The organism is Kribbella pratensis (assembly GCF_004366075.1).
GTDB lineage: Bacteria > Actinomycetota > Actinomycetes > Propionibacteriales > Kribbellaceae > Kribbella > Kribbella pratensis.
Window position 1 is genome coordinate 1,589,513 of sequence record NZ_SODU01000001.1, and the last position, 22,235, is coordinate 1,611,747.

General features: G+C 68.5%; 21 protein-coding genes. 3 read left to right on the plus strand and 18 right to left on the minus strand.

Annotated elements, in window-relative coordinates; all coding sequences use genetic code 11:
- Positions 1 to 25: 25 nt before the first annotated feature.
- On the plus strand, positions 26 to 1,555 hold the full coding sequence (locus EV137_RS07580; RefSeq protein ID WP_134127418.1) for a WD40 repeat domain-containing protein: 1,530 nt from the start codon (positions 26 to 28) through the stop codon (positions 1,553 to 1,555).
- 100 nt (positions 1,556 to 1,655) lie between these two features.
- Positions 1,656 to 3,107, plus strand: coding sequence for a fibronectin type III domain-containing protein (locus EV137_RS07585; protein WP_238175156.1), 1,452 nt, complete (start codon positions 1,656 to 1,658; stop codon positions 3,105 to 3,107).
- Here EV137_RS07585 and EV137_RS07590 read toward each other — a convergent pair.
- From EV137_RS07590 to EV137_RS07665, 16 genes are all read right to left on the minus strand, one after another.
- Positions 3,094 to 4,362 (minus strand): MATE family efflux transporter, encoded by a 1,269-nt coding sequence (locus tag EV137_RS07590; RefSeq protein ID WP_133999158.1) that lies wholly within the window; start codon positions 4,360 to 4,362, stop codon positions 3,094 to 3,096. The genes EV137_RS07585 and EV137_RS07590 overlap by 14 nt on opposite strands.
- A 9-nt stretch (positions 4,363 to 4,371) precedes the next feature.
- Positions 4,372 to 5,118: a WecB/TagA/CpsF family glycosyltransferase gene (locus EV137_RS07595; RefSeq protein ID WP_134127420.1), complete on the minus strand. Its 747-nt coding sequence runs from the start codon at positions 5,116 to 5,118 to the stop codon at positions 4,372 to 4,374.
- Positions 5,115 to 6,113 carry a GDP-mannose 4,6-dehydratase gene (gene gmd / locus EV137_RS07600; protein WP_133999164.1) on the minus strand — a complete coding sequence of 333 codons (999 nt, stop codon included), beginning with the start codon at positions 6,111 to 6,113 and terminating at the stop codon, positions 5,115 to 5,117. The genes EV137_RS07595 and gmd overlap by 4 nt, the downstream gene beginning before the upstream one ends.
- Positions 6,110 to 7,051, minus strand: a complete 942-nt coding sequence (locus EV137_RS07605; protein WP_133999167.1) for a GDP-L-fucose synthase family protein — start codon at positions 7,049 to 7,051, stop codon at positions 6,110 to 6,112. The genes gmd and EV137_RS07605 overlap by 4 nt, the downstream gene beginning before the upstream one ends.
- Positions 7,051 to 8,547: a sugar transferase gene (locus EV137_RS07610; RefSeq protein ID WP_238175157.1), complete on the minus strand. Its 1,497-nt coding sequence runs from the start codon at positions 8,545 to 8,547 to the stop codon at positions 7,051 to 7,053. Before EV137_RS07610 ends, EV137_RS07605 begins: the two co-directional genes overlap by 1 nt.
- A gap of 159 nt (positions 8,548 to 8,706) precedes the next feature.
- On the minus strand, positions 8,707 to 9,918 hold the full coding sequence (locus EV137_RS07615) for a glycosyltransferase family 4 protein (RefSeq protein WP_133999173.1): 1,212 nt from the start codon (positions 9,916 to 9,918) through the stop codon (positions 8,707 to 8,709).
- Complete coding sequence (locus tag EV137_RS07620; RefSeq protein ID WP_134127422.1) at positions 9,915 to 11,234, minus strand: MATE family efflux transporter; 1,320 nt, start codon at positions 11,232 to 11,234, stop codon at positions 9,915 to 9,917. The genes EV137_RS07615 and EV137_RS07620 overlap by 4 nt, the downstream gene beginning before the upstream one ends.
- Complete coding sequence (locus EV137_RS07625; protein WP_134127424.1) at positions 11,231 to 12,454, minus strand: polysaccharide pyruvyl transferase family protein; 1,224 nt, start codon at positions 12,452 to 12,454, stop codon at positions 11,231 to 11,233. Before EV137_RS07625 ends, EV137_RS07620 begins: the two co-directional genes overlap by 4 nt.
- Entirely contained in the window at positions 12,451 to 13,422 is a 972-nt protein-coding gene (locus EV137_RS07630; RefSeq protein ID WP_133999182.1) for a glycosyltransferase family 2 protein, read from the minus strand. Before EV137_RS07630 ends, EV137_RS07625 begins: the two co-directional genes overlap by 4 nt.
- Before the next feature lie 12 nt (positions 13,423 to 13,434).
- Positions 13,435 to 14,751 carry a glutamate-1-semialdehyde 2,1-aminomutase gene (locus EV137_RS07635; protein WP_133999186.1) on the minus strand — a complete coding sequence of 439 codons (1,317 nt, stop codon included), beginning with the start codon at positions 14,749 to 14,751 and terminating at the stop codon, positions 13,435 to 13,437.
- Positions 14,748 to 15,296 carry a dTDP-4-dehydrorhamnose 3,5-epimerase family protein gene (locus tag EV137_RS07640; protein WP_133999189.1) on the minus strand — a complete coding sequence of 183 codons (549 nt, stop codon included), beginning with the start codon at positions 15,294 to 15,296 and terminating at the stop codon, positions 14,748 to 14,750. Before EV137_RS07640 ends, EV137_RS07635 begins: the two co-directional genes overlap by 4 nt.
- A gap of 1 nt (position 15,297) precedes the next feature.
- The gene (locus EV137_RS07645; RefSeq protein ID WP_166679794.1) at positions 15,298 to 16,419 is read right to left on the minus strand and encodes a class I SAM-dependent methyltransferase; all 1,122 of its coding nucleotides are present in this window, start codon (positions 16,417 to 16,419) and stop codon (positions 15,298 to 15,300) included.
- Positions 16,420 to 16,433: 14 nt separating this feature from the next.
- The gene (locus EV137_RS07650) at positions 16,434 to 17,093 is read right to left on the minus strand and encodes a PIG-L deacetylase family protein (RefSeq protein WP_134127428.1); all 660 of its coding nucleotides are present in this window, start codon (positions 17,091 to 17,093) and stop codon (positions 16,434 to 16,436) included.
- The gene (locus EV137_RS07655; protein ID WP_133999197.1) at positions 17,093 to 17,926 is read right to left on the minus strand and encodes a sugar phosphate nucleotidyltransferase; all 834 of its coding nucleotides are present in this window, start codon (positions 17,924 to 17,926) and stop codon (positions 17,093 to 17,095) included. Before EV137_RS07655 ends, EV137_RS07650 begins: the two co-directional genes overlap by 1 nt.
- Positions 17,927 to 17,951: 25 nt before the next feature.
- Positions 17,952 to 19,196 carry a class I SAM-dependent methyltransferase gene (locus EV137_RS07660; protein WP_133999200.1) on the minus strand — a complete coding sequence of 415 codons (1,245 nt, stop codon included), beginning with the start codon at positions 19,194 to 19,196 and terminating at the stop codon, positions 17,952 to 17,954.
- Positions 19,193 to 20,257, minus strand: a complete 1,065-nt coding sequence (locus tag EV137_RS07665) for an NAD-dependent epimerase/dehydratase family protein (RefSeq protein WP_134127430.1) — start codon at positions 20,255 to 20,257, stop codon at positions 19,193 to 19,195. The genes EV137_RS07660 and EV137_RS07665 overlap by 4 nt, the downstream gene beginning before the upstream one ends.
- A gap of 239 nt (positions 20,258 to 20,496) precedes the next feature.
- Here EV137_RS07665 and EV137_RS41325 point away from each other — a divergent pair, with 239 nt between their 5' ends.
- Positions 20,497 to 21,114 carry a helix-turn-helix domain-containing protein gene (locus EV137_RS41325; RefSeq protein WP_238175158.1) on the plus strand — a complete coding sequence of 206 codons (618 nt, stop codon included), beginning with the start codon at positions 20,497 to 20,499 and terminating at the stop codon, positions 21,112 to 21,114.
- Between the two features lie 13 nt (positions 21,115 to 21,127).
- Here the strand turns inward: EV137_RS41325 and EV137_RS07680 are convergent, their stop codons facing one another.
- Both EV137_RS07680 and EV137_RS07685 read right to left on the minus strand, forming a co-directional pair.
- Positions 21,128 to 21,802: a hypothetical protein gene (locus tag EV137_RS07680; RefSeq protein ID WP_134127434.1), complete on the minus strand. Its 675-nt coding sequence runs from the start codon at positions 21,800 to 21,802 to the stop codon at positions 21,128 to 21,130.
- Positions 21,799 to 22,155: a hypothetical protein gene (locus EV137_RS07685; RefSeq protein ID WP_134127436.1), complete on the minus strand. Its 357-nt coding sequence runs from the start codon at positions 22,153 to 22,155 to the stop codon at positions 21,799 to 21,801. Before EV137_RS07685 ends, EV137_RS07680 begins: the two co-directional genes overlap by 4 nt.
- Positions 22,156 to 22,235: the final 80 nt, after the last annotated feature.

A 22,235-nucleotide genomic window follows, 5' to 3' on the forward strand; every position in this document is an offset into this window, starting at 1 on the left:
CGCCCCCGCCTGTCGAAGGACATAAATGAAGAAGTTAGTGCTCGCCCTGCTCACGGGTGCGGCTGTGCTCGCCGCCGCGTTGATTCCCTCCGGACCTCCGGTGCAGGCAGCGACGCCGGGCTTCGCGTCCGCGGTGTCCGCGATCAAGCAGACCTCGTGGCAGACCAACAACAGCGTGAACGCGCTGGCGATCGCCGGGAACACCGTGTTCGCGGGCGGTCTCTTCACCAGGCTTCGGCAGCCAGGCAAGGCGTCCGGACAGGCGCCGGAGGCCCTCCGCTCGTACGTCGCGGCGTTCGACCGCACCACCGGGAGGCCGACCGCGTTCGCGCCGGTGCTGAACGGACCGGTGTATGCCATCGCCACCAGCCCCGACGGCAAGTGGGTGGTGATCGGCGGTGACTTCACCACGGTCAACGGCATCCGGCGCAGCAAGATCGCGATGTTCTCGGTGGCCACCGGCAAGCTGGTCGCGGCCTGGGACCCGGTCGTGGCGGCCCGGGTCAAGGCGCTGGCGATCTACGGCAACAGTGTGTTCATCGGCGGCGCGTTCCGCGCGATCGACGGCGCGACCCGCAACCGGCTGGGCGCGGTCCGGCTGATCCAGGGCGACCTCCTGCCGTGGAACCCGAACGCGAACAACGACGTGTACGCCGTCGACGTCGCCGACAACGGCACCCGGGTGTTCGTCGGCGGACCGTTCAGCACGATCAACGGCAAGGACCACTACTCGCTGGCGATGCTGAACAACACCACCGGCGCGGCGTTCGCCTTCCCGGCGGCGGCCGCGATCCCGAAGCCGACGGCGACCTGCACCACGCGGGTGAAGGATATCGACACCCTGGGCGACAACGTGTACGTCTCCAACGGCGGCGACGGTGGCGGCTGCTACGACGGCGTACTGGCCGCGCAGGTGTCGACCGGCAAGCTGCTCTGGCAGAACAAGTGCCTGGGCGCGACCGAGGCGATCAAGGCAATCGGCAGCTGGCTCTACAAGGGCTCGCACGCGCACAACTGCAGCTCGTCGCCGAACGGCTTCCCGGACGGAACCGGCACGCACTACCTGCTGGTCGAGAGCACGATCAACGGCAACCTCGGGCCGTGGTTCCCGAACACCGACGCGAACCCGAAGAGCACCACCCAGGTCGGTCCGCTGGCGATGGCCGGCACCGCCACTGACCTGTGGGTCGGCGGCGACTTCCTGCACGTGAACGGCACGATCCAGGTGGGAATCACCCGGTTCACGAACACGCCCGGCGGTGCGGCTCCCGCCGTACCGAAGGCTCCGACGCTGACCGCGACGTCGTCGGGGCGCGTGTACGTGAGCTACACGGACTCGTACGACCTGGACAACCTGACGCTCACGTACAACGTGTTCCGCGGCTCGCTGAACGTCGGCTCGAACAAGTACACGACGTACTTCTGGCAGCCCCGTAAGACCTACCAGGTCGTCGACCGCGGCCTCGCCCGCGGCTCGTCGTACACGTACCACGTGGAGGTCCACGACGGCCGCAACATCATGAAGGGCGCCAACGCCACCGTAAAGATCCCCTGACTTGCCCCTTCCGCATCGGAACCCTCAGTCGTAGCTTGGTGACCAAGGGGGATCGATCATGGGGACACGACTGTTAGTTGCGTTAGGCATCAGTGGGCTCGTGCTGGGGGTGGTGCCGGCAGCACCCGCGACAGCCACCGGGGCAGGCCTGAGCGCCGTCGCCGTATCGACGTGGCAGACCGACGCCAGTGTGCTCGGCCTGGCCGTTGCCAAGGGCAAGGCGTACGTCGGGGGCCGCTTCCTGACCGTACGCCCGCCGGGCGCGGCCGCCGGGACCCACGAGACGAGCCGGACCTATCTGGCCGCGTTCAGCCAGAGCACGGGCGCGCTCGACGCCGGGATGAACCATGTCCTGAACGGGATCGTCTGGGCGGTCGTCGCGTCGGCCGACGGCTCCAGGGTGTACATCGGCGGGGACTTCACCCGCGTCGACGGCCAGGTCCGGAACCGGATCGCCGCGTTCAACACGGCGACCGGCGCGCTGGTCGCGGCCATCGCGCCGCAGGTGTCGTACCGGGTGAAGGCGCTCGCGATCGGCGGATCCAGCCTGTACTTCGGCGGGTCGTTCGGGATCGTGAACGGCGTGACCCGGAACCGGGCCGCCGCGATCAGCACGGTCACCGGCGCCCTGCTGCCGTGGAACCCGAACGCTGACAACGATGTCTACGCGATCGACGCGGCCGACGACAACTCGAAGGTCTATCTGGGCGGGACGTTCGCCAAGATCGGCGGAACGAGTCACTGGGCTGTTGCCAGCGTCAACAACTCGACCGGCGCACCGCTGCGCTTCGCCGCGGCGTCGGCCGTACCGTCGCCGTCGAGCGGGTGCACGTCGCGGGTGAAGGACATCGAGACGTCCGGCAGCCGGGTGTACTTCGCCAACGCCGGCGACGGCTGGGGATGCTTCGACGGGACCTGGGCGGCTGATGTTGCCACCGGCAACCTGGTCTGGAAGAGCACCTGCCTGGGCGCGACCGAGGCGATCACCATGGTGAACGGGTGGCTGTTCAAGGGGTCGCACGCGCACAGTTGTCCCGGTGCCTTCTCGGACGGCAGCGGCACCCACTTCCTGCTACTGCAGAATCCGGCCAACGGTTCCCTGGGACCTTGGTTCCCGAACACGAACGCAGGACCGCCGACATCGGTCGGTCCACTCGTGTCGGCAACTGGCGGCAGTGATCTCTGGATCGGTGGTGACTTCACCAAGGTCAACGGCGCCGGCCAGCAGGGCCTGACCCGGTTCACCAATCTCGGCGCCGGCGCCGCACCGAGCGCCCCGGCGTCGCCGACACTCTCCAGGCCGGCCATCGGTCAGGTGAAGGCCACTGTCCAGGCCTCGCTGGACAACGACGACATCCGCCTCACCTATCGCCTGCTCCGCGGGACGACCGTCGTCGCCGTCACGAGAGTCAGTTCCGCGTTCTGGTCCCGCCCCACCGTCACGCTCACCGACGCCACAGCACCGACCAGAACGACCCAGAACTACCGCATCGAGGTGTCCGACGGGAGTCACGCCGTACGAAGCGGCTACTCCACCGTCACCGTCCGCTGACCCGGCGGTGGGCGGCGATCGCTCGGTGGGCTTCGTTCCACCACAGCAGCAGGGTGGCGAACGAGGCGCCGGCCAGGCCCCACGCCGCGCCTTGGGGACCCCAGAGGAAGGCGCCGCCGACGCCGCAGACGATCAGGACGACTGAGGAAATCAGGCGGACGCGGAGGCCGCGGGTAGCGGCGGTGAGGGCTCGGAGGATGGCGAAGGCGCCGGCGTTGGAGGCGCCCAGGGCCTGGAGCAGGATGACGGGGACCAGGACGCTGTGGGCCTGGTTCCAGACGCCGGGGCCGAGCAGTTCGCGGCCGACGACCGGAGGTAGCAGGAGGAAGATCGCGCCCCACGCCAGTGCGCCTGCGCCGACGCCGAGCGAGATGGCGAGGCCGGCGAGCCACAGGCGCCGGTACGAGTGCCGCAACGCCCGGGCCGCCTCGGGGACGGAGATCATCCGGATACCCTGGTTCAGCACGTTGACCGGGCCGAGCAGTACCTGTGCTCCCCGGATGCCCGCCGTCGCGACGAGGCCGGCGGCGGCCGTGATGCCGAGCATGTAGAGCTGGATGGTGCCGGAGACCGCGAGCATCTCCCCGACGTACTTCGGGCTCAGGTCCCAGTTCCGCTTGACCCATTCACGAATCAGCTGCCGGCGCGGCGCCACGCCCGCCTGGAAGCGGCCGGCGATCGCCGCGATCACCGCGCCGAGTCCCCATCCGAACGTGAGCGTGAACGCGGACGTCGTACCGGTGAGATAGAGGCCGCCGAAGATCGCCAGCATCGCGAGCAACCAGATCAGGTCGTTGACGAACGCCTTCTGTCCCTCGCCGACGACGAAGAACGCCCAGCGCCACGCGTCCTGCAGGAGCAGGCCCGGCATGGTCAACGCGAAGGCAAGCAGCACACCACGAGACGGAACGGCCGGGACAGCCGCGATGGCAAGACCGAGCAACGACGCCAGGACTCCGGTGAAGAGCGCCGTCGCCGTACTGGCCCGGACTGCTCGTTCCCATTCCGGGCTGCGAACGCCGGAGTGGCGTACGGCGAGGGGCTCGGTCGAGATCGCCCGCGACACGTTCAGGGCGATCGTGTAGCCACCGAACGCGAGCGCGTAGACACCGAAGTCGGCGACGGTACTGGACCGCGCGACGACGACCCCGACGGCGAGGTTGCTGAGGCTCGACAAGCCCTGATCGGCAAGACCCCAGCCCGCGCGACCAGCCGGTCCGGCCAGCCGACGTAGTTTCGGCCGCCGGAACTTCACCAGCTCACTCTAAACGGGGCGTGGCGGATGGCGGAGGATGCCCAGGAGGAATCGCGGGATGCCCAGCACGTAACGCTTCCAGAGCCGGCGCGGCTCCTTGTACAGCCGGAAGCTCCACTCCAGCCCGGAGCGCTGCATCCAGTACGGCGCACGGTCCAGCCGGCCGGTGTGGAAGTCGAACGCCGCACCGACCCCGATCAGGATCGTCGCGTTCAGCCGGTCGCGGTGGTCGGCCATCCAGCGCTCCTGCTTCGGCGCGCCCAGCCCGATCCAGACGATGTCGGGCCGCGCCTCGTTCATCCTGGCAACCGTCTCCGCGTCCTCGGCGTCGGTCAGTTCACGGTACGGCGGGCATTCGACGCCGACGACCTTCAACGCCGGATGCCGCTCCTGGAACCGCTCGCGCAGCTCCTCCGCCACGCCCTCGGCACCGCCGTAGAAGTACTGCGTCCAGCCGCGGTCCGCCGCCTCCGCCAGCACTCGCTCGAGCAGATCCGGACCGGCCACGCGGCCCATCTCCTCGAACCCGGCGCGCTGGCCGGCCCACACCAGTGGCATCCCGTCCGGAACGGTCAGGCCGGACGTGTTGTAGACCTCGGTCAGCCGAGCGTCGGCACGCGCGTGCAGCAACGCGTTCATGTCGGACACGCACACCAACTGACGTTCACCGTCGTCGATCCAGCGCGCGAACGTCTCCACCGTCCGGTCCAGATTCGTCACGCTGACGTGGATCCCGAGAACGTCGACCCTACTCATGCGTCCTCCCCGTTCAGCAGTGCGAGGTCGGCGTCGACCATGATGCGGACCAACTCGGGAACGTGCACCTGCGCCTTCCAGCCGAGGTCGGTGGCGGCCCGCGACGCGTCCCCGATCAGCGAGTCCACCTCGGTGGGACGTTCGTAGCGCTGGTCGTGGTCGACGTACTTCTCCCAGTCCAGCCCGACGTGCTCGAACGCCAGCGAGACGAAGTCGCGGACGGAGTACGACGTACCGGTCGCGATCACGTAGTCCGCGGGGGTGTCGTGCTGCAGCATCCGCCACATGCCCTCGACGTACTCCGGGGCGTAGCCCCAGTCGCGGCAGGCGTCCAGGTTGCCCAGGTACAGGCGATCCTGGCGACCTGTCTTGATCGCGGCCACCGCGCGGGTGATCTTCCGCGTCACGAACGTCTCGCCGCGCCGCGGCGACTCGTGGTTGAACAGGATCCCGTTCACCGCGAACATGTCGTACGCCTCGCGGTAGTTCCGGGTCATCCAGTAGCCGTAGAGCTTCGCGGCGCCGTACGGCGAACGCGGGTGGAACGCGGTGTCCTCGTTCTGCGGGGGCGGGGTCGCGCCGAACATCTCCGACGACGACGCCTGGTAGAACCGGCAGTCCAGCCCGATCATCCGGATCGCCTCGAGCAGCCGCGTCGTACCCATCCCGGTGGTGTCCCCGGTGTACTCCGGCTCGTCGAAGCTGACCCGCACATGCGACTGCGCGGCCAGGTGATAGACCTCGGACGGCTGGATCGACGCGAGCAGGGTGACGAGTCGCGACCCGTCGGTCAGGTCGCCGTAGTGCAGGAAAAGCCGCTTGTCCCGGGCGTGCGGGTCCTCGTACAGGTGGTCGATCCGCTTGGTGTTGAAGGTGCTGGCGCGCCGGATCAGGCCGTGCACCTCGTAGCCCTTGGACAGCAGCAGCTCGGCCAGGTACGAACCGTCCTGGCCGGTGATGCCGGTGATGAAGGCCCTCTTGATGTTGGGGGTCATGCCACATGCTCCTGGTACCAGGCGTAGGTGGCGGCCACACCGTCTTCGAGGGAAATGGTGGGCTTCCAGCCGAGCGCCAGCAACCTGCTCACGTCGAGCAGCTTGCGCGGGGTGCCGTCCGGCTTGGAAAGATCGTTGCTCAGGGCACCGGTGTAGCCGACGGTCCGGGCGACCAGTTCGGCCAGCTCGCGGATCGTCACGTCGGCGCCGACACCGACGTTGATCGGCTCCGGTGCGTCGTAGTGCTCCAGCAGGTGCAGGCACGCGTCGGCGAGGTCGTCCACGTGCAGGAACTCGCGCCGCGGTGTACCGCTCCCCCACAACACCACCTCGGGCGCGGCAGCGGCCTTTGCCTCGTGGAACCGGCGGATCAACGCGGGGAGGACATGCGACGACGTCGGGTCGAAGTTGTCGTGCGGACCGTACAGGTTCGTCGGCATCGCGGAGATCCAGCGCAGGCCGTACTGCCGGCGTACCGCCTGGACCTGCATGATGCCCGCGATCTTGGCGATCGCGTACGCGTCGTTGGTCGGCTCCAGCTCACCGGTCAGCAGGCTCGACTCGCGGATCGGTTGCTCGGCGTACTTCGGATAGATGCACGACGACCCGAGGAACAGCAGCCGTGGCGTGCGGACCTCGAGCGCCGCGTCCATCAGGTTCACCTGGATGCGCAGGTTGTCGCTGAGGAACTCGGTCGGGTGGTCGCGGTTCGCGAGGATGCCGCCGACCCGGGCCGCGGCATCGATCACGACCGCCGGCCGGTGCTCGCGCAGGAAGTCGAACGTCTGCTGACGGTCCCGCAGATCGAGCTCCGCCGATGACGCGCCGATCAGGTGCGTGTACCCGGCCGCCTCGAGGCGACGCCAGAGGGCCGAGCCGACGAGGCCGCGGTGACCCGCGACGTACACCGGTGCCCCAGAATCCAACACAGGGTCCATCAGTAAGCTCCCGCGCCGTAGATCACCGCGCGCACGGTCTTCCAGAGAATCAGTAGATCCAGCGTCATCGACCAGTTGTCGACGTACCGCAGGTCGAGGCGGACCGACTCGTCCCAGGACAGGTCGCTGCGGCCGCTGACCTGCCAGAGGCCGGTCATGCCAGGCTTCACCAGCATCCGCCGCGAGTCGTCGGCGGCGTACAACGCGACCTCTTCGGCCAGCGGCGGCCGCGGACCGACGAGCGACATGTCGCCGCGCAGCACGTTGAACAGCTGCGGCAGTTCGTCGAGCGAGAACCGGCGGATCCAGCGGCCGAGCGGCGTCATCCGCGGGTCGTTGCGCATCTTGAAGATCACGCCGTTGCCGTCGCTCAACGCGTACAGGTCGCTGAGCCGCTGCTCCGCGTCGACGTACATGCTGCGGAACTTGAGCATCGTGAACTCGGCACCCGCGCGCCCGACCCGCTGCTGCCGGAACAGCACCGGACCGGGGCTCGACAGCTTCACCGCCAGCGCCAGGCCGATCAGCAACGGCGAGAGTACGGCGACGATGCCGAGGGCAACGACCCGGTCGAAGACCGCCTTCATCAGGTGCGGTCCGCCGCTGACCGACGGCCGCTCCAGGTGCAGCAGGGACAGGCCGGCGACCGGGCGGACGGAAATCCGCGGGCCGGCCACCTCGATGATGCCCGGGGAGACGATCAGCTCGATGCCGCGCTGCTCCAGCGCCCAGGACAGCCGGCGCAGCAACTGGCCGGCCAGCTCCGGGTCCGTCGCGATCGCGACGACCTCGACCGCGTGCCGGTCGGCGGCGGCCAGGATGTCCGGCTCGGCGAGCTCCTCGGGCTGCATCGGGCCGTTCTTGTCACGGGTGCTGTCACCGCGCGGGCGACAGGTCGCGACGACCCGGAAACCGTCGGTCGGCCGGCTCTCCAAGTGCTCACACAGCGTCGCGGCCGGGCCACTGCGCCCGACCACGAGAACCCTGTGCATGCAACGACCCCTGACCCGGTGCCGGTGCAGGTCCTTCCGCAACGCGTACCGCAGCAGCAGCGCGGCCACCACCATCACCGGAATCGCGAGCACCACGAAGCCACGGGCGATCTCGGCCTTGGTCACGTACGACGTCATCGCGACTGCCGCGGTGAGTCCGACGCCGGCGCGCAGCAGCGACCGGAACTCGTCCGGCCCGGCCCCGTAGAACCGTGAGTCGTACCCCTTCGACAAGGCGACCGCGGCTACCCAGGCGAGCGGCAGCACACTGCTCACCACGAGGTAACTGGAGCCGACGTGGTACCCGAACCGGGTCAGCAGCGCGATCGAGACACCGAGCATCGCGGCGAGCAGATCGCCGCCGACCGCGGCCCAGCGGTACACGCCGACCCAGCGCGGCTCGGTCGAGCGCGACGGCAGCGGAACGATCGCCGGAACCTCGTGCGGGACGACCCAGAGCGGCCGACGGCTGTCCACAGCGTCCGGCGCTTCTGCTCCGCTCACAGCGGCCCTCGTTCCCTCCCGCAACTGCTTGGTCACTTACAGTGTCCGCGGCAGCGTGCAGTGTGTCCTTGTCAACCCGCGCGTCGGCGTTGAGTGACCGAACATTACTACGCGGGCAGGCCTCGGGCGACGAGAGGTGCCAATCCTTGGGGAGATCTTTCAATCAGGCTGATCCGTCAACTTTCCCCGCCGGATCTCGATGTTCTCGAGGAAGCTGACCAGGCGTTTCCCGACCACTTCGGACGAGAACTCGGTCTCGGCCCTGACTGTGGCCGCAGCCGACATCGCCTGCAGCCGGGCCGGGTCCTCCAAGACCTCGATCAGTACGCCGGCGGCCGCCTCCGCGTCGTCCAACGGCCAGAACTGTCCCTCCTGGCCGGGCCGCACGATCTCGGGGATGCCGCCGACCGCTCCGGCGACGACCGGCAGTCCCCCGGCCATCGCCTCGAGCAGCGCGATCGGCAGGTTCTCCATCGTCGCGGTGTGGCAGTAGAGGCGGTGTCCGGCCATCAACGACGGCGGATCGGCCTGGTACCCCAGAAACCGCACCTGGTCGCCGAGGCCGAGGGCCTTGGCGAGCCCCTGCAACGCGCGCCGGTCCGGCCCGTCGCCGACGACGGACAGCGTGTACCTGTGGCCCCGGCGTGCGGCGGCGGCCAGCACCTCGAGAAGGTAGCGATGGTTCTTCCGCGGCTCGACAGCCCCGACCGTGATCAGGTCCGCGGTGTGCGCTGCCCCCGCACCTTGCAGCGGAATATTGACCGGATTCGGTATGACGATGCCGGGCACGTTGCGGATCGCGGGCATCCGCTCCTCGAGAACCGAGCGCGCGAACTCGGACACGTAGACGATCCCGTCCAGTTCGGTCAGGACCTGCTCCTCGAACGACCGGATCGCGCCGAACATCGTCCCGGACGGGTCGATGTCGCCCTTGCCGGCCCACTCGTCGGCCTGCGAAAGGTTGAAGTGCGCCGCCATCACGACCGGCTGCGTCGTCCGCACCCGCAGGGCGACCGCGGCCGAGACCGGGCACTGCGCGTACACCACAGCTGGTCCGGCACCCGACAGGTGGGCGGCCAGCGCACGCTCCAGGTAATAGGCGTGCCAGTACCGGTACCACCACACACTGGCCTGCGGACTGAAAAGCCGGATGGCGAACCTTGCCCCGAAGACCGGCGGGAGCAACGGGTCCTTCGACGAGAACGGGTTGACCACACTGGTCGGCCGCGTCGCGGCGTCCAGGTACTGCCCCACCGTGCGCACATGGGTCTGGACGCCGGATCCGCCGTTGCGGCGCATCAGCATCGTCATCACGATCTCGGTGTCGAGGCGGTCGGGGCGCCGTGACTGCTCAGCAGTTGCGTTCGTCATGCGGCCGCTCCCGTCGTCTTGAAGTGTTTCCCAGGCCGGATCAGCTCGCCCGCTGCTTCGAAGTACTCCCGCCGGGCGCGCAGGAACTGCCACCACCAGATCGCCGACCCGACAGCGGACGCGATCGCCGTCCCCCAGACCGCCCCGAGAGCACCCCCGGTGACAGCTCCGACGGTGCCGAGGAGGATGAACAGGGCCGACACGACCAGCTGGCAGCGCATCGTCCGGTCGGCACGTCCGAGGGCCCGCAACCCCGCGGAGGGGCCGATCTGCAGGCAGCCGAAGGCAGAGCTCACCATCACCCCGAGCACGAGCCGGTGCGCATCCGGCCAGACCCCGTCGAGCAGCATGCTGCCGATCCCGAACGGGAAGATCACGATGACCACCAGGCCCCACGCGAACGCCACCGAGGCGAGGCCCGCGCTGATGCCGAGGCAGAGTCGCAGGAGCGGGCCGGATCCCTTGCGCAGCGCGCGGGCGGCCTCCGGGACGGAGACCTGGGAGATGCCCATCAGCAGCGCCGCGACCGGGCCGATGAGCATCTCGGCGGCCCGGATCGCGCCGACCGCGGCCAGCCCGACCGCGGCCGCGACGACCGGCGCGCGGATCTGCCCGCCGGCGCCCATCACCACGTTCTCGACCAGGAAGCGCGTGCCGAGATCACGATGTGCGCGCAGCCAGGACCGCGCGGCATGAACCCGTGGCACCGTCCGCGCGTAGATCATTCCCGCCACCGCGGCCACCAGGGCTGTGGCGCCGAACCCGATCAGCACCAGCATCAGACTGGTGTTCCCGGTCAGGTGGACGACCATCAGCAGGCTCAGGAACAGCACCGTCCACACCACGTCGACGAGGAACGCCCTCGCACCGCGCTCGGCCGCGAAGAAGGCACACCGCCAGCTGTCCTGCAGGGTCAGCGCCGGCATCGCGATGCCGATCGCGAGGAACGCGATACCGGCCTCCGAGCCGGGTTCTGCGGCCTTCAGGATCAGGCCCAGCCCGACGCAGATGACGCCGATGGCCGTACCCGTGAGCAGCGCGACGCCGGTCGCCGCAGACGCCGCGGTGCGCCAGACGTCGCCCGCTGTCCCGGAGAACCTGATCATCAGGGCGTCGGTCGCCAAGGCCCGCGAACAGCTGAGCGCGATCGAATAGGCGACGAACGCGAGGCCGAGCGCCCCGAGGCCCTCGGCGCCGAGGACGTTGGCCACGAAGACGCCGAGCAGGAAGTTCTCCAGACTCGACACCGCCTGATCGGCGACGGCCCAGCCGAGCCGGCCGGCGATCTGCTGCCGCCACAGCGCGATCCGGCTCATGTGGGCACACTCCCCACCCGCGCCGGTGGCCTCGCGAACACCTCGGCCGACAGGGCACTGAACTGGTCCTCCAGCGCACGCTTGAGCTCGCTGTTGCGCTCCGCCAGTTCCCCGACGATCCGTTCGCGGTCGTGTGTCAGCACAGTGAGTTGCTCGATCAGCCGGTCGACGTCGAAGTCACGGATGTCGTGGACGTACTCGCCTTGCCCGAGCAGCCGCATCACGGCGTCGTGCTTGCGCCCGTACCCGATCGCGATCGTCGGCGTACCGCACTTCAGCGCGGCGATCACGTTGTGGAACCGGGTGCCGACCATCACGTCGACGCCGGCGACCTGGTGGATCAGCTCGTCGAACGTGTCGCAGCGGTCGTAGCGGGCGTTGCCCGGACCGGCCTCCGCCAGCAGCTCCGGCACTACCGGTTCGTCCGCCTCGTCGCCGACGAAGAGCTGCACCTGATAGCCGCTCGCCACCAACCGGCCGACCAGGCGCCGCATCTTGTCCAGGTACGTCGTGTGCAACTCGTCGGATCGCGCGCGGTCGTCGGCACTGCCGTAGTACGCCATCACGCCGACGCCGATGATCCCGGTCGGCCCAGGTGCCGCTGCCGGAGCAGGAAGCGCGAAGACCAGATCCGGATAGACCCGATCGCGCGTGGACGCCAAGCCGGTACGACGGGCCGCATCGAGCGATTCCTCGTCCCGGAAGGAGCGGTAGTGCGCCAACCGGGCGCCGATCCTCAGCAGCACACGTGTCACGCGCTGCCGGACCACCGTCGCGCCGACGCTGACGAACGCGACCTTCGTACCGGACAGCCGGCCGGCGATCGACAGCACGGCCAACGAGTACGGCAGCTGCCACGGCCGCTGCGGCACGGTCGACTCCAGCACGCCCATGCCGGGGACGATGACGACGTCATGGCGCGTGACCCAGCCGGCCGTCCGCCAGGTGTCGACGAGGGCGCCGAGGGCGATGCGCGGCACGGTCAGGACCGCACGGGCGAGCCGGGACTGCGGCGCTTGCTTGTCGTGCAGCCAGTGCAGCTGCACCGCCGGTATCCCGTAGCGCGCGGTCAGTGCCTCGGGTCCCGAGCACATGCTGTCCACGACCGCGTCCGGGTACTCCGCACGGAGATACGCGAGCACCGCCTCGAGTGTCGCGTCGTTGCCGAGGTTGCCGGAGCCCAGCCGGCCGAACAGGCCGATCCTTCGCGCGCTGGTCACGGACGGCCGCCTGCTCCGGCGACGAGCGCCCGGCTGGCGAGCACCCGCGTGCCGATCTCACCGAAGCTCTCCGGTGCCTGCGGCCCGGAGCGTCCCGGCAGCCGCCGAGCGGCACGATTGCCGGCCCACGAGATGATGTGCCGGTAGCACGTGCGACGCTCCGCACCACTGAGCGGAGCTCGTCGAACGGCAGCGAACCAGCTCCAGAGGTACTCCGCGAACAGCCGCGCCTTGAAGGTCCGGAACCAGCTGTCCCGGCTCGGGTCGAGTCGGGCGGCAACAGTGCTGATCGACGCGAGCGAGACCCGGTCGTCGTGCTGGCGGCGGAAGTAGAGCCATTCGGGCACCTGCACGAACCGGCCGTGCAAGGAGATCTCCGCGGTGTAGGTGTAGTCGGCGTGGTAGAAGCTGCCGTGCGGCTTGATCTTGCGCAGTACGTCGGAGCGGATCACCCCGTAGAAGTCGTCCGCGGCCAGCGCTCCGGGCAGGTCCACGCCGAACAACATGCTGCGGAACCGCTCCGGTGCCTGCGAGGAGTCGGTTGTCAGCGGGTACTCGAGCGCCTGGATGACCTCGCCGTCGCCGTCGATCGCCGCGCCCCACGCGTGGGCGAGAACCGCGTCGGGATGCTCGTCCAGCAGGGCGACGCAGCGCTCGAAAAGATCGCGCGCGTACAGGTCGTCGGCCGCGACCCATTTGAACAGTTCGCCGCGGCTCTGGTCGAAGACGAACTGGTGGTTGGGTGCGGCACCGATGTTGTGTTCCTGGCGGAAGATGCGGATCCGCGGGTCCCGCGCCTGGTACTCGCGGCAGATGTCGTCGGTCGCGTCGGTCGAGGCGTTGCTCGAGATCACCAGCTCGAAGTCCTCGTACGTCTGGCCCAGAACGGCGTCGAGCGCCTCCCGGAGATACTCCTCACCGTTGTAGACGGGCAGTCCGACGCTGAGCCTGGGAAGAGCTGAAACCATGGTCTTTCCTTCCTAGACGAACCGGCGGAAGACCGGCTTGACGGGACGACCGCCGATGAACGCCTGGACGTCCTGGGCGTCGAGGGCCTGGCGGTAGACCGCGCAGGCGCCGGCGACGACCTCGACGGTGCGGTCGATGTCGGCGTCGGTGAGGGCGCTGCTGACGACGAACGACGGGCCGATGACGCCGCCGAGGATCAGCTCGCGGAGGAACAGCGTGCGGTAGTCCTGCGACGGGTTGAAGTCCTGGTCGAGCGTGGCGAACACCGCGTTGCTCGGGCGGCCGCGGACGAGCACGTGGTCCTGTACTCCGGCGGCCGCGGCGACTTCGCGAACACCCCGTGCCAACCGCTCGCCGCGCTCGTGCAGGCGGGCGGGAATGTCTTCCTCGGCGTACACGTCCATCACCGCGACAGCTGCCGCGAGGGCATGCGTCTCGGCGCCGTGCGTGGTCGACAGCAGGAAGACTCGCTCGTGGCTGTCGCGCAGTCCCCCGCGCTCCAGATACTCGCGCTTGCCGGCCAGGGCCGACACCGCGAAGCCGTTGCCGAGCGCCTTGCCGAACGTCGAGAGGTCGGGCGTCACGCCGAACAGACCCTGGGCACCGGCCGCGGACAGCCGGAACCCGGTGATCATCTCGTCGAAGATCAGCAGTGCGCCGTGCCGGTGGACCAGGTCGCGCAGGCCTTCCAGGTAGCCGGCCGGCGGGTCCTGCTGAGTCGCGGCTTCCAGGATCAGGCAGGCGATCCGCCCCTCGTGCCGCCGGAACAGTTCCTCGGTGGCGCCCAGGTCGCCGTACGGGAAGGTGACGGTGAGGTCGGCGATCTCGTCGGGGATCCCGGCCGACATCGGGGTCCGGGTGATGAACCAGTCGTCGATCGAGAAGAAGGCCTGATCGCCGCAGAGCGCGACCAGGGGCCGCCCGGTGACCGCACGCGCCAGCTTCACCGCGGCGGTCGTCGCGTCCGAGCCGTTCTTGGCGAACTTCACCATCTCGGCGGTCGGGACGGTGGTGAGGAAGCGTTCGGCGGCCTCGAGCTCGATGATGCTCGGCCGCACGAAGTTGCTGCCGCGGTCGAGTTCACGGCGTACCGCCTCGAGCACCTTCGGGTGCCGGTGGCCGAGGCTGACCGCGCGCAGGCCGGAGCCGTACTCGATGTACTCGTTGCCGTCGACGTCCCAGACGTGCGCGCCGTCGCCGTGGTCGATCACCGGCGCCAGGTGCTCGGGGAACTGGTCCTCACCCTTGGCGTAGGTGTGCGCGCCGCCGGGGACCAGGTCGTGCAGTCGCTTGTTCGCGGCAACGGACTTCTCGAAAGACTTGTTCATGTGAGCCTCGTGGTGGCCAGGGCGAGTGATGCTGCTGCTTTGTCCCGGTCGGACATCAGCGTCACCGGCAGCGGCCACGGGATGTCCAGGTCGGGATCGTCGAAACGGATCGCCACGTCCTCGGACGGGTCGTGGGCACGGTCGATGCGGTACGAGACGTCAGCGGGTTCGGTCAGGGCCTGGAATCCGTGCGCGCAGCCGGCCGGCACGTACACGGTCACCTGGTTGTCGCCGGTCAGGTCGAACGTCTCCCGGTTCCGGTACGTCGGCGAGCCGGGACGCAGGTCGACGACGACGTCGAACACCGCGCCGTACGAGCAGCGCACCAGCTTGGCCTCACCGCGGCCGGACCTGGTGTGCATGCCGCGGACGACGCCCCGACGCGAACGGGAGATGCTGTCCTGGACGAAGCCGTCCGGGTCGAGACCGGCCTTCGCGATCACGTCCCGGTCGAACGTGCGCGAGAAGAACCCGCGCTCGTCGCGGTGCGGCGCCGGACGGAACAGCAGGACGCCGGCGATGCCTGGGACCTCGACGATCTCCATGTCAGCACTCCCTCTCGTACGGTTCCGGGAGTGGGACGAGGTACGTCGTACCCCAGCCGCCGTCGGCCTCCAGCTGGGCGATGATCTCGTCGGCGATGTCCCACGTGAGGACGAGGACGATGTCCGGCCGTGCGGCCTTCAGTTCCTCGATCGGACGGATCGGCACCATGCAGCCACCCGGTACGCGGCGGCCGTGCTTGCCGGGGGCAAGATCCACGGTGAACGGCAGCAGCTCCGTCGTCACCTTGCTGAGGTCGAGCAGCACCGGCGCCTTGGAAGGTGCGCCGTACCCGAGGACGGTGCGGCCGGCGGCCTTGTGCCGGGCCAGCTCGTCGTGCAGCGCCCCGGCCGCATGCCACGCGGCCTCCTGCAGGCTGCCGAGCTGTACCTCGTCGGCGATGCCTGCGGCATCCTCGTCCTCCAGCACCACGTCGACCGAGGCGTCCGGTTTCGCATCGGCAGTGTGCCGGAGCATCACCATCAGGCTGCCGCCGAACATGTCGACCTGCTTCACCGACTCGACCGCCAGCCCGTGAAGGGCGGCGAGGTTCCGCAGTGCCCGCAGCGAGACGTAGGCCCAGTGCCCGTGGCGGATGGTGTCGAACTGGTTCCCGACGAACAACGGCAACAGGTGGTGGAACTCCATCACCAGAAGGCCGCCCGGCGCGAGCCGTTCCGCCCGCAGCTTCAGCATCTCGCCGTACTGCGGCTCGTGCACGATGCCGTGCACATCGATGACCAGATCGGCCTTCTCGCCGTCACCGGCCAGTCGTGAGCCCGCGGCGTACAGGTGCTCGAGCCAGGAACCGCCATGGTGGCTGGCGAACTCGAAGACGACGCTGTTGTGCAGCTGGGGGTACTCGGTGAGCAGCTCCTTCACCGACTTCTCGGCATGCGCGATGCTCGTCGCCGACTCCACCGCCAGCGGCTCCTCCGGCAGTTGCGCCTCGACGGGACCGAGCTGGACCAGCGTGCAGGACCGGCACAGCCACAGGTCCAGCGGCCAGCGCGGATCGGGCCCCGGTGTGTCCGCGGGCGGGAAGTAGTCGGCACACGGCTGCGGCCCTAGATCGACCACAGGTACGACGTTCTCCGCTGCGCACCCACGACACTTGAAGCTCACTGCATCCCCCTCGTTCACCATGTCAGCGTGGCTTTCCCGGTCGTGAAGGCTTCGGCGTACGGCGCTCGGCACTCCATGCCGCGGAGCCGGGCGAGCCCGGCGAACACCTCTTCGTCGAACCAGTCGTGCGGGACCTGTGACGGGTACGCCTTGTGCAGCAGCGCCACCTTGTCGCGCAGCTGCTCCTCGGTGAGTTCGACGTACAGCCACGGCCGGCTGAGATCGCCGTCCCACTTGGGGATCTCGTAGTGCAGCACCAGATGGTTGCGCCAGACCGTCGGCGCCAGCTCGGCGATCAGCCGGTGATCCTGATGTGCGTCGTTCTTGCTCGGGGCAAGCACCAGGTCGGGCCGGCGCCCGGTGTCACCGGCGCGAGCGGTTGCCTCGAGCAACTCCTTGGTCTCGTTCCAGTACGCCGGCAGCCGTCCGTCCGGCAGCTCGGCCGATGTCACGGTCACCTCGCACTCCGGCAGGAACAGCTCCGCCGCGCGGCGGGCCTCCTCCAGACGCACCGGCGTACCGGTCGCGATCACGAACTCGGCGGTCAACTGCGGCACCGACTCGGCCAGCTTGAGCAGCGTGCCGCCGCAGCCGATCTCGATATCGTCCGGATGCGCGCCGAGAGCGACCAGGTGGACCGGTCCGTCGATGAGGCCGAGCTGGAACGGCAGCATCAGATCGCCACCACCACAGGCGCCTTGTCCACGAGCTTGCCGTTCTGCTGGCGGGCCTCGTGGCTCCACAGCGCCCACGGCTTCTTGCCGGACCGGTACAGCTCCTCGAGCTGGCTGCGCTCCTTGAGCGTGTCCATCGGCGCCCAGAACCCGTGGTGCGGGATCGCCTCCAGCTTGCGCATCGCGGACAGCCGCGGGAACGCGTCGCCGACCAGGTCCTCGTCCTCGTGCAGGACGTCGAAGATCTCCTTCTTGATCACGAAGTACCCGCCGTTGATCCACACGTTCAGATCGGCGGCCGAGCGCAGCCCGGTGACCCGCGAGTCGTTGTCGAACTCGACCACGTGGAACGACGCCTGCGGCGGGACCGCGAGCAGGCTCGCGGTGATGTCGCTGGTCATCACGTGGTCGACGATCTTGTCCATCGGCGCGTCGGTCAGCACGTCGCCGTAGTTCGCCAGGAACGCGTCGTCGTCCTCCAGGTACGGCCGGACCCGGCGCAGCCGCTCACCGATGCTGGTGTCGATCCCGGTGTCGACGAAGGTGATCTTCCACTCGCTGATGTCGGAGTCGAGCAGCTCGATGCGCTGCCCGCCCTTCGTCATCACGAAGTCGTTGGAGACCGTCTCCTCGTAACGCAGGAAGTACTCCTTGACCGCGGACCCCCCGAAGCCCAGGCAGAGGATGAACTCGGTGTGGCCGAAGTGCGCGTAGTACCGCATCACGTGCCACAGGACCGGCCGGTCGCCGATCGTCATCATCGGTTTCGGTGCGGAGTCGACTCCGCTGCGCATCCGCAGCCCGAACCCCCCGCAGAAGATCACGACCTTCATCTGACTTCCCTTCCCCCCAACACGTTCAGATCACTTCGAGGCGCGGGATGGGTACGACGAACTTCGCGCCCCACTCCCGTGCGTAGCCGAGCTGATGGACGATCTCCGCGCGCAGGTTCCACGGCAGGATCACGATGTAGTCGGGACGCGTCTCGGCCAGGCGCTCCGGGGCGTGGATCGGGATGTGCGTGCCGGGCAGGAACATCCCGTGCTTGTGCGGGCTGCGGTCGACCGTGTACGGCAGCAGGTCCTCGCGGATGCCGCAGTGGTTGAGCAGCGTGTTGCCCTTGCCGGGAGCGCCGTACCCGGCGACGAACTTGCCGTCGCGCTGTGCCTGGATCAGGAACTCGAGCAGATCGGACTTGATCTTGAACACCTCGGCCGCGAAGCCCAGGTGCCCCTCGACGCTGTGCAGTCCGGCGTCCTCCTCGTCCTGCAGCACCTTGCCGACCAGCTCGGTGGGCTCACCCGCGGTCTCGGTCGGCGTGCTGAAGACCCGGAGCGAGCCGCCGTGGCTCTGCAATTCCTGGACGTCGACAACCGTCAGGCCGGCCCTGTTGAGTGCGTCGGCCGCGGTCTTGAGAGTCAGGTACGAGTAGTGCTCGTGGTAGATCGTGTCGTACTGGCGGTTCTCGATCAGCCGGAGCAGGTGCGGGAACTCCAACGACACCAGGCCGTCGTCCTTCACCAGCGCGCGCAGGCCCTTGGCGAAGTCGACGATGTCCGGGACGTGGGCGAACACGTTGTTGCCGACGACAAGGTCCGCCTGGCCGTGCCGTTTGGCAGCGTCGGCCCCGGTCGCCTCGCCGAGGAAGTAGCTCTCGGTGCGGATGCCCTTCTCGTTCGCGATCTTCGCGATGTTCGCGGCCGGCTCGATCCCCAGCACCGGGATGCCTTCGGCAACGGCGTGCTGCAGCAGATAGCCGTCGTTGCTGGCTGCCTCGACGATCAGGCTGTTCTCGTTCAGCTGCAGCCGCTCCTGCATGTCGACGACGAAGCGGCGGGCGTGCTCCACCCAGCTGGTCGAGTACGACGAGAAGTACAGGTAGTCGCTGAAGACGTCGTCGGCGGCGACGTACGCCGGGAGCTGGACCAGCAGGCAGTTGTCGCAGATCCGCACGTTCAGCGGGTAGAACGTCTCACCGCTGTCGATCTGGTCGGCGCGCAGGAAGCTCTCGCACGGCGGCGACATGCCGAGGTCGACGAACGTCCGCGTCAACGGTTCGCCGCAGAGGCGGCAGGCGACCGAGTCCGTCTTTGGGTCCGTCATCGGTTCAGCTCCTTCGGCCCGGGGAACTGCTCGTCGGTCTGACGGCGCAGCTGGTCGTCGACCAGGCCGGCGCCGAGGAGTTGCTGGATGCGGCGCAGCCGGACGAACTGCGCCGAGTTGAAGTCGTCGAGCGTGAGGCCGTGCCGCCGGTAGGCGTCGTACAGCTCGTCGACGCCCTTGCGGACCGTCCACTCGAGCCGCAGGTCCGGGAACGTGTCGTTCAGCTTGCTGAAGTCGACCTTGTAGTTGCGCAGGTCCGGGCCGGCGCCGTCGGCGATCGACAGGGTCGACCCCGGTACCGCCTCACGGACCATCTCGGCGATGTCGCGGACCTGCACCACGTCCTCGGAGCGGCCGACGTTGAACGCCTCGTCGTGGATCGTCTCCCGCGGCGACTCGAGCACCGTCAGGAACGCGCGGCTGATGTCCTCGATGTGCACCAGCGGCCGCCACGGAGTGCCGTCGCTCTCCAGCCGGACCTGGCCGGACGTCAGCGCGATCGCGGTCAGGTTGTTGACCACGATGTCGAGCCGCAGCCGCGTCGAGGCGCCGTACGCCGTCGCGTTCCGCAGGTACGTCGGGCTGAACGTGTCGTCGGCGAGCTTGGACAGCTCCTGCTCCGCCAGCGCCTTCGTCTCGCCGTACGGCGTGACCGGGAACATCTCCGCGTCCTCGGCGACCGCCTCCGACCCCGCGGCGCCGTACAGGCTGCAGGAGGACGCGAACAGGAACCGCCCGACACCGGCGTCCTTCGCCGCGCGGGCGAGGTTCAGTGTCCCTTCGAGGTTGACCGAGTACGTGGCGTCGCGGTTGAGGTGCCCCAGCGGATCGTTCGACAACGCGGCCAGACAGACCACCGCGTCGTACCCCGTCAGCTCCCCCGCCGTCACGTCCCGCATGTCACGCGGCACGCGCTCCCCGATCGGCTCCGGCCCGCCCAAGAGGTCGCACCCCTCGTACAGCCCGGTGTCCAACCCGTCCACCTGATGCCCCGCAGCCCGCAGGAACGGCACCATCACCGCCCCGATATAACCGCGATCCCCGCTGACCAGAACCCTCATCCGGCGTCCCCTCACCCCAGCCCACACCCCAAGCACAGCCTCTGTCGCCCATACAGATCCGCGGGAAGCCGTCCTGATACACGCAATCTCACGTATTCAGACACCGAGCCTCGGCGCCCACAGCGGCAGCCGCCCACACCAGCAGGAAGAGGTCACGGTCCGTACGCACCACCTGACAAGAAGCGGCCCTGGGTGCCAGGCCAGGTTGCGATATGTCGTCTACGACATATACTGAGTAAATGATGGACCGGCTCTACGCGATCGAACTGGAACCGGAAGTTCGAGCCTGGCTAGAGAGCCTGCCTGCTAAGCACTTCCTCAAGGTCGAGGAATACGTCGGGCTCCTCGCCGAGCAGGCAGCGTCCTTGGGCGAACCTCACGGTCTTCCGGAAGACGTGAATGCGAGAGGAAACCGAGGTCAAGCGGGCGCTGGTGGCCAAGCAGATCTGCGAGGCTCAACACGGACCAGCGCACGAGGAGTTCGTTCGGATGATCGAGAGAGGAGAGATCGAGCAATGAGTCACAGCCGCTGGAAGACTGTGCGTCAGCGGAAGCTCGGCGCGGGCGCCGTTGAGCCTGAGGATGTTGTCCAGGCACGGCGTGAGATCCGCTTGTCGATGGCTCTCGCCAAAGCCGTGTACGAACGGCGGGTTGAGCTCGGTCTGACTCAGAGCCAACTGGCTGATCGCGCCGGGCTGACGCAAGCCAAGGTCTCGCGGATCGAAGGTTCCGACACCGTTCCCACCCTGCCGTTGCTCTCGAAGCTTGCTCTCGCGCTGGACGCGTCGCTCAACATCGCGCTCGACGGCGACGAGAGTCGCATTTCGTTCACGCCCCACACAACGGACGCGGCCTGAGCACAAGCCCGGCTCAGCGTTCCTTCGACTTCGACGCACCAGGACCGGGCGCCCGATTGACATTCGCCTCCGGCGCCGAGGCCGGTCTCGGCGCCGTGCCTGCCGGCGGGCTGTCGCGGAGGATCTGGGCAACCTTCAGCAAATCGCCCGGTACCGCGATCCGGTGTGGGGTCGTCTGCACGCCCTCCCGCCGGTCCGGGCCGATTGCCGGCCGTCCTCCTCCGGTGAGCCCGTAGAGCTCGCGGTCAGGTTCTCCGCGGCTGCGCCCCAATCGTTCCCCGGCGACTGCCGCCGGATCGTCGGAGCGGTGACCGAAGGCGATCACATGGCGGTACGGTTTCGCCTCCGGGTCCTGCACAACACGTCCGTCCTGGACAGTCGGCAGCGGCTCGAACTCCCGGTAGATCAGTCGGTGCGACGCGCCCCGTGGAAATCCGCCAGGCGTGAACTCCGCTACGACCGGAACCTTCAGTTCGGCACAGTCCCGTAGGTCGTGGGACTGCGGCCCGTAGCCGAGTTGCTTGCCCTCGTAGGCGTCCTGACGTCCCGATTGCAGCGCCTTGATGGCGTTGATCACGCCGACGTATTCCCGACCGGCGGGGCTGTTGGGGTCGCGCCTGTACTCCGCACTCAGCCGGTCGATCCCCTGCCGGAGATCCTCGTCGAAAATGAGGTGGTAGCTCGTCATGGACGGCTGTCGGGGTCATCGGCCGGCCCCGGCGGGACATCGAGGTCCCAGCCACCTTCGCGGGCCGCATCTTCGAACGACACGTAGTCTTCCGGGCCGGTGTTGGCGAGTCGCCGGCGTACACCTTCGAGTCGCCGGCGATCGTCCTCCGCGTCTTCCTTGAGAGTTACGTACTCGGCCCACTGGTCGAAGGAGATCACGACGCCTTCCGGGCGGCCTTCGGAGCCGTAGAAGAGCGGCTCGGTTGCGCCCTCGTGCCACGACTGAACCGCGTTGCCGAGGGCGCGGCCGGCGGTGGCCGTGTCGACGACACGGATGATGAGGCCGTTCGGGAGGGTGTAAGGCGATTCCATGACTGCTCCTGATCGGGACGTGAGCACGTTCTGTGATCAGGATAGGTTCCGGGGGGATTTTCTCGGGGGAGATTTCCACA

What these genes read in the sequence shown, in the direction of transcription:
- EV137_RS07605 (WP_133999167.1), bottom strand. Translation starts at nt 7,051, where the DNA reads ATGGACCCTGTGTTGGATTCTGGGGCACCGGTGTACGTCGCGGGTCAC.
- EV137_RS07680 (WP_134127434.1), bottom strand. Translation starts at nt 21,802, where the DNA reads ATGACGAGCTACCACCTCATTTTCGACGAGGATCTCCGGCAGGGGATC.
- gmd (WP_133999164.1), bottom strand. Translation starts at nt 6,113, where the DNA reads ATGACCCCCAACATCAAGAGGGCCTTCATCACCGGCATCACCGGCCAG.
- EV137_RS07685 (WP_134127436.1), bottom strand. Translation starts at nt 22,155, where the DNA reads ATGGAATCGCCTTACACCCTCCCGAACGGCCTCATCATCCGTGTCGTC.
- EV137_RS07655 (WP_133999197.1), bottom strand. Translation starts at nt 17,926, where the DNA reads ATGAAGGTCGTGATCTTCTGCGGGGGGTTCGGGCTGCGGATGCGCAGC.
- EV137_RS07630 (WP_133999182.1), bottom strand. Translation starts at nt 13,422, where the DNA reads ATGGTTTCAGCTCTTCCCAGGCTCAGCGTCGGACTGCCCGTCTACAAC.
- EV137_RS07650 (WP_134127428.1), bottom strand. Translation starts at nt 17,093, where the DNA reads ATGCTGCCGTTCCAGCTCGGCCTCATCGACGGACCGGTCCACCTGGTC.
- EV137_RS07615 (WP_133999173.1), bottom strand. Translation starts at nt 9,918, where the DNA reads ATGACGAACGCAACTGCTGAGCAGTCACGGCGCCCCGACCGCCTCGAC.
- EV137_RS07620 (WP_134127422.1), bottom strand. Translation starts at nt 11,234, where the DNA reads ATGAGCCGGATCGCGCTGTGGCGGCAGCAGATCGCCGGCCGGCTCGGC.
- EV137_RS07595 (WP_134127420.1), bottom strand. Translation starts at nt 5,118, where the DNA reads ATGAGTAGGGTCGACGTTCTCGGGATCCACGTCAGCGTGACGAATCTG.
- EV137_RS07660 (WP_133999200.1), bottom strand. Translation starts at nt 19,196, where the DNA reads ATGACGGACCCAAAGACGGACTCGGTCGCCTGCCGCCTCTGCGGCGAA.
- EV137_RS07640 (WP_133999189.1), bottom strand. Translation starts at nt 15,296, where the DNA reads ATGGAGATCGTCGAGGTCCCAGGCATCGCCGGCGTCCTGCTGTTCCGT.
- EV137_RS07665 (WP_134127430.1), bottom strand. Translation starts at nt 20,257, where the DNA reads ATGAGGGTTCTGGTCAGCGGGGATCGCGGTTATATCGGGGCGGTGATG.
- EV137_RS41325 (WP_238175158.1), top strand. Translation starts at nt 20,497, where the DNA reads ATGATGGACCGGCTCTACGCGATCGAACTGGAACCGGAAGTTCGAGCC.
- EV137_RS07580 (WP_134127418.1), top strand. Translation starts at nt 26, where the DNA reads ATGAAGAAGTTAGTGCTCGCCCTGCTCACGGGTGCGGCTGTGCTCGCC.
- EV137_RS07635 (WP_133999186.1), bottom strand. Translation starts at nt 14,751, where the DNA reads ATGAACAAGTCTTTCGAGAAGTCCGTTGCCGCGAACAAGCGACTGCAC.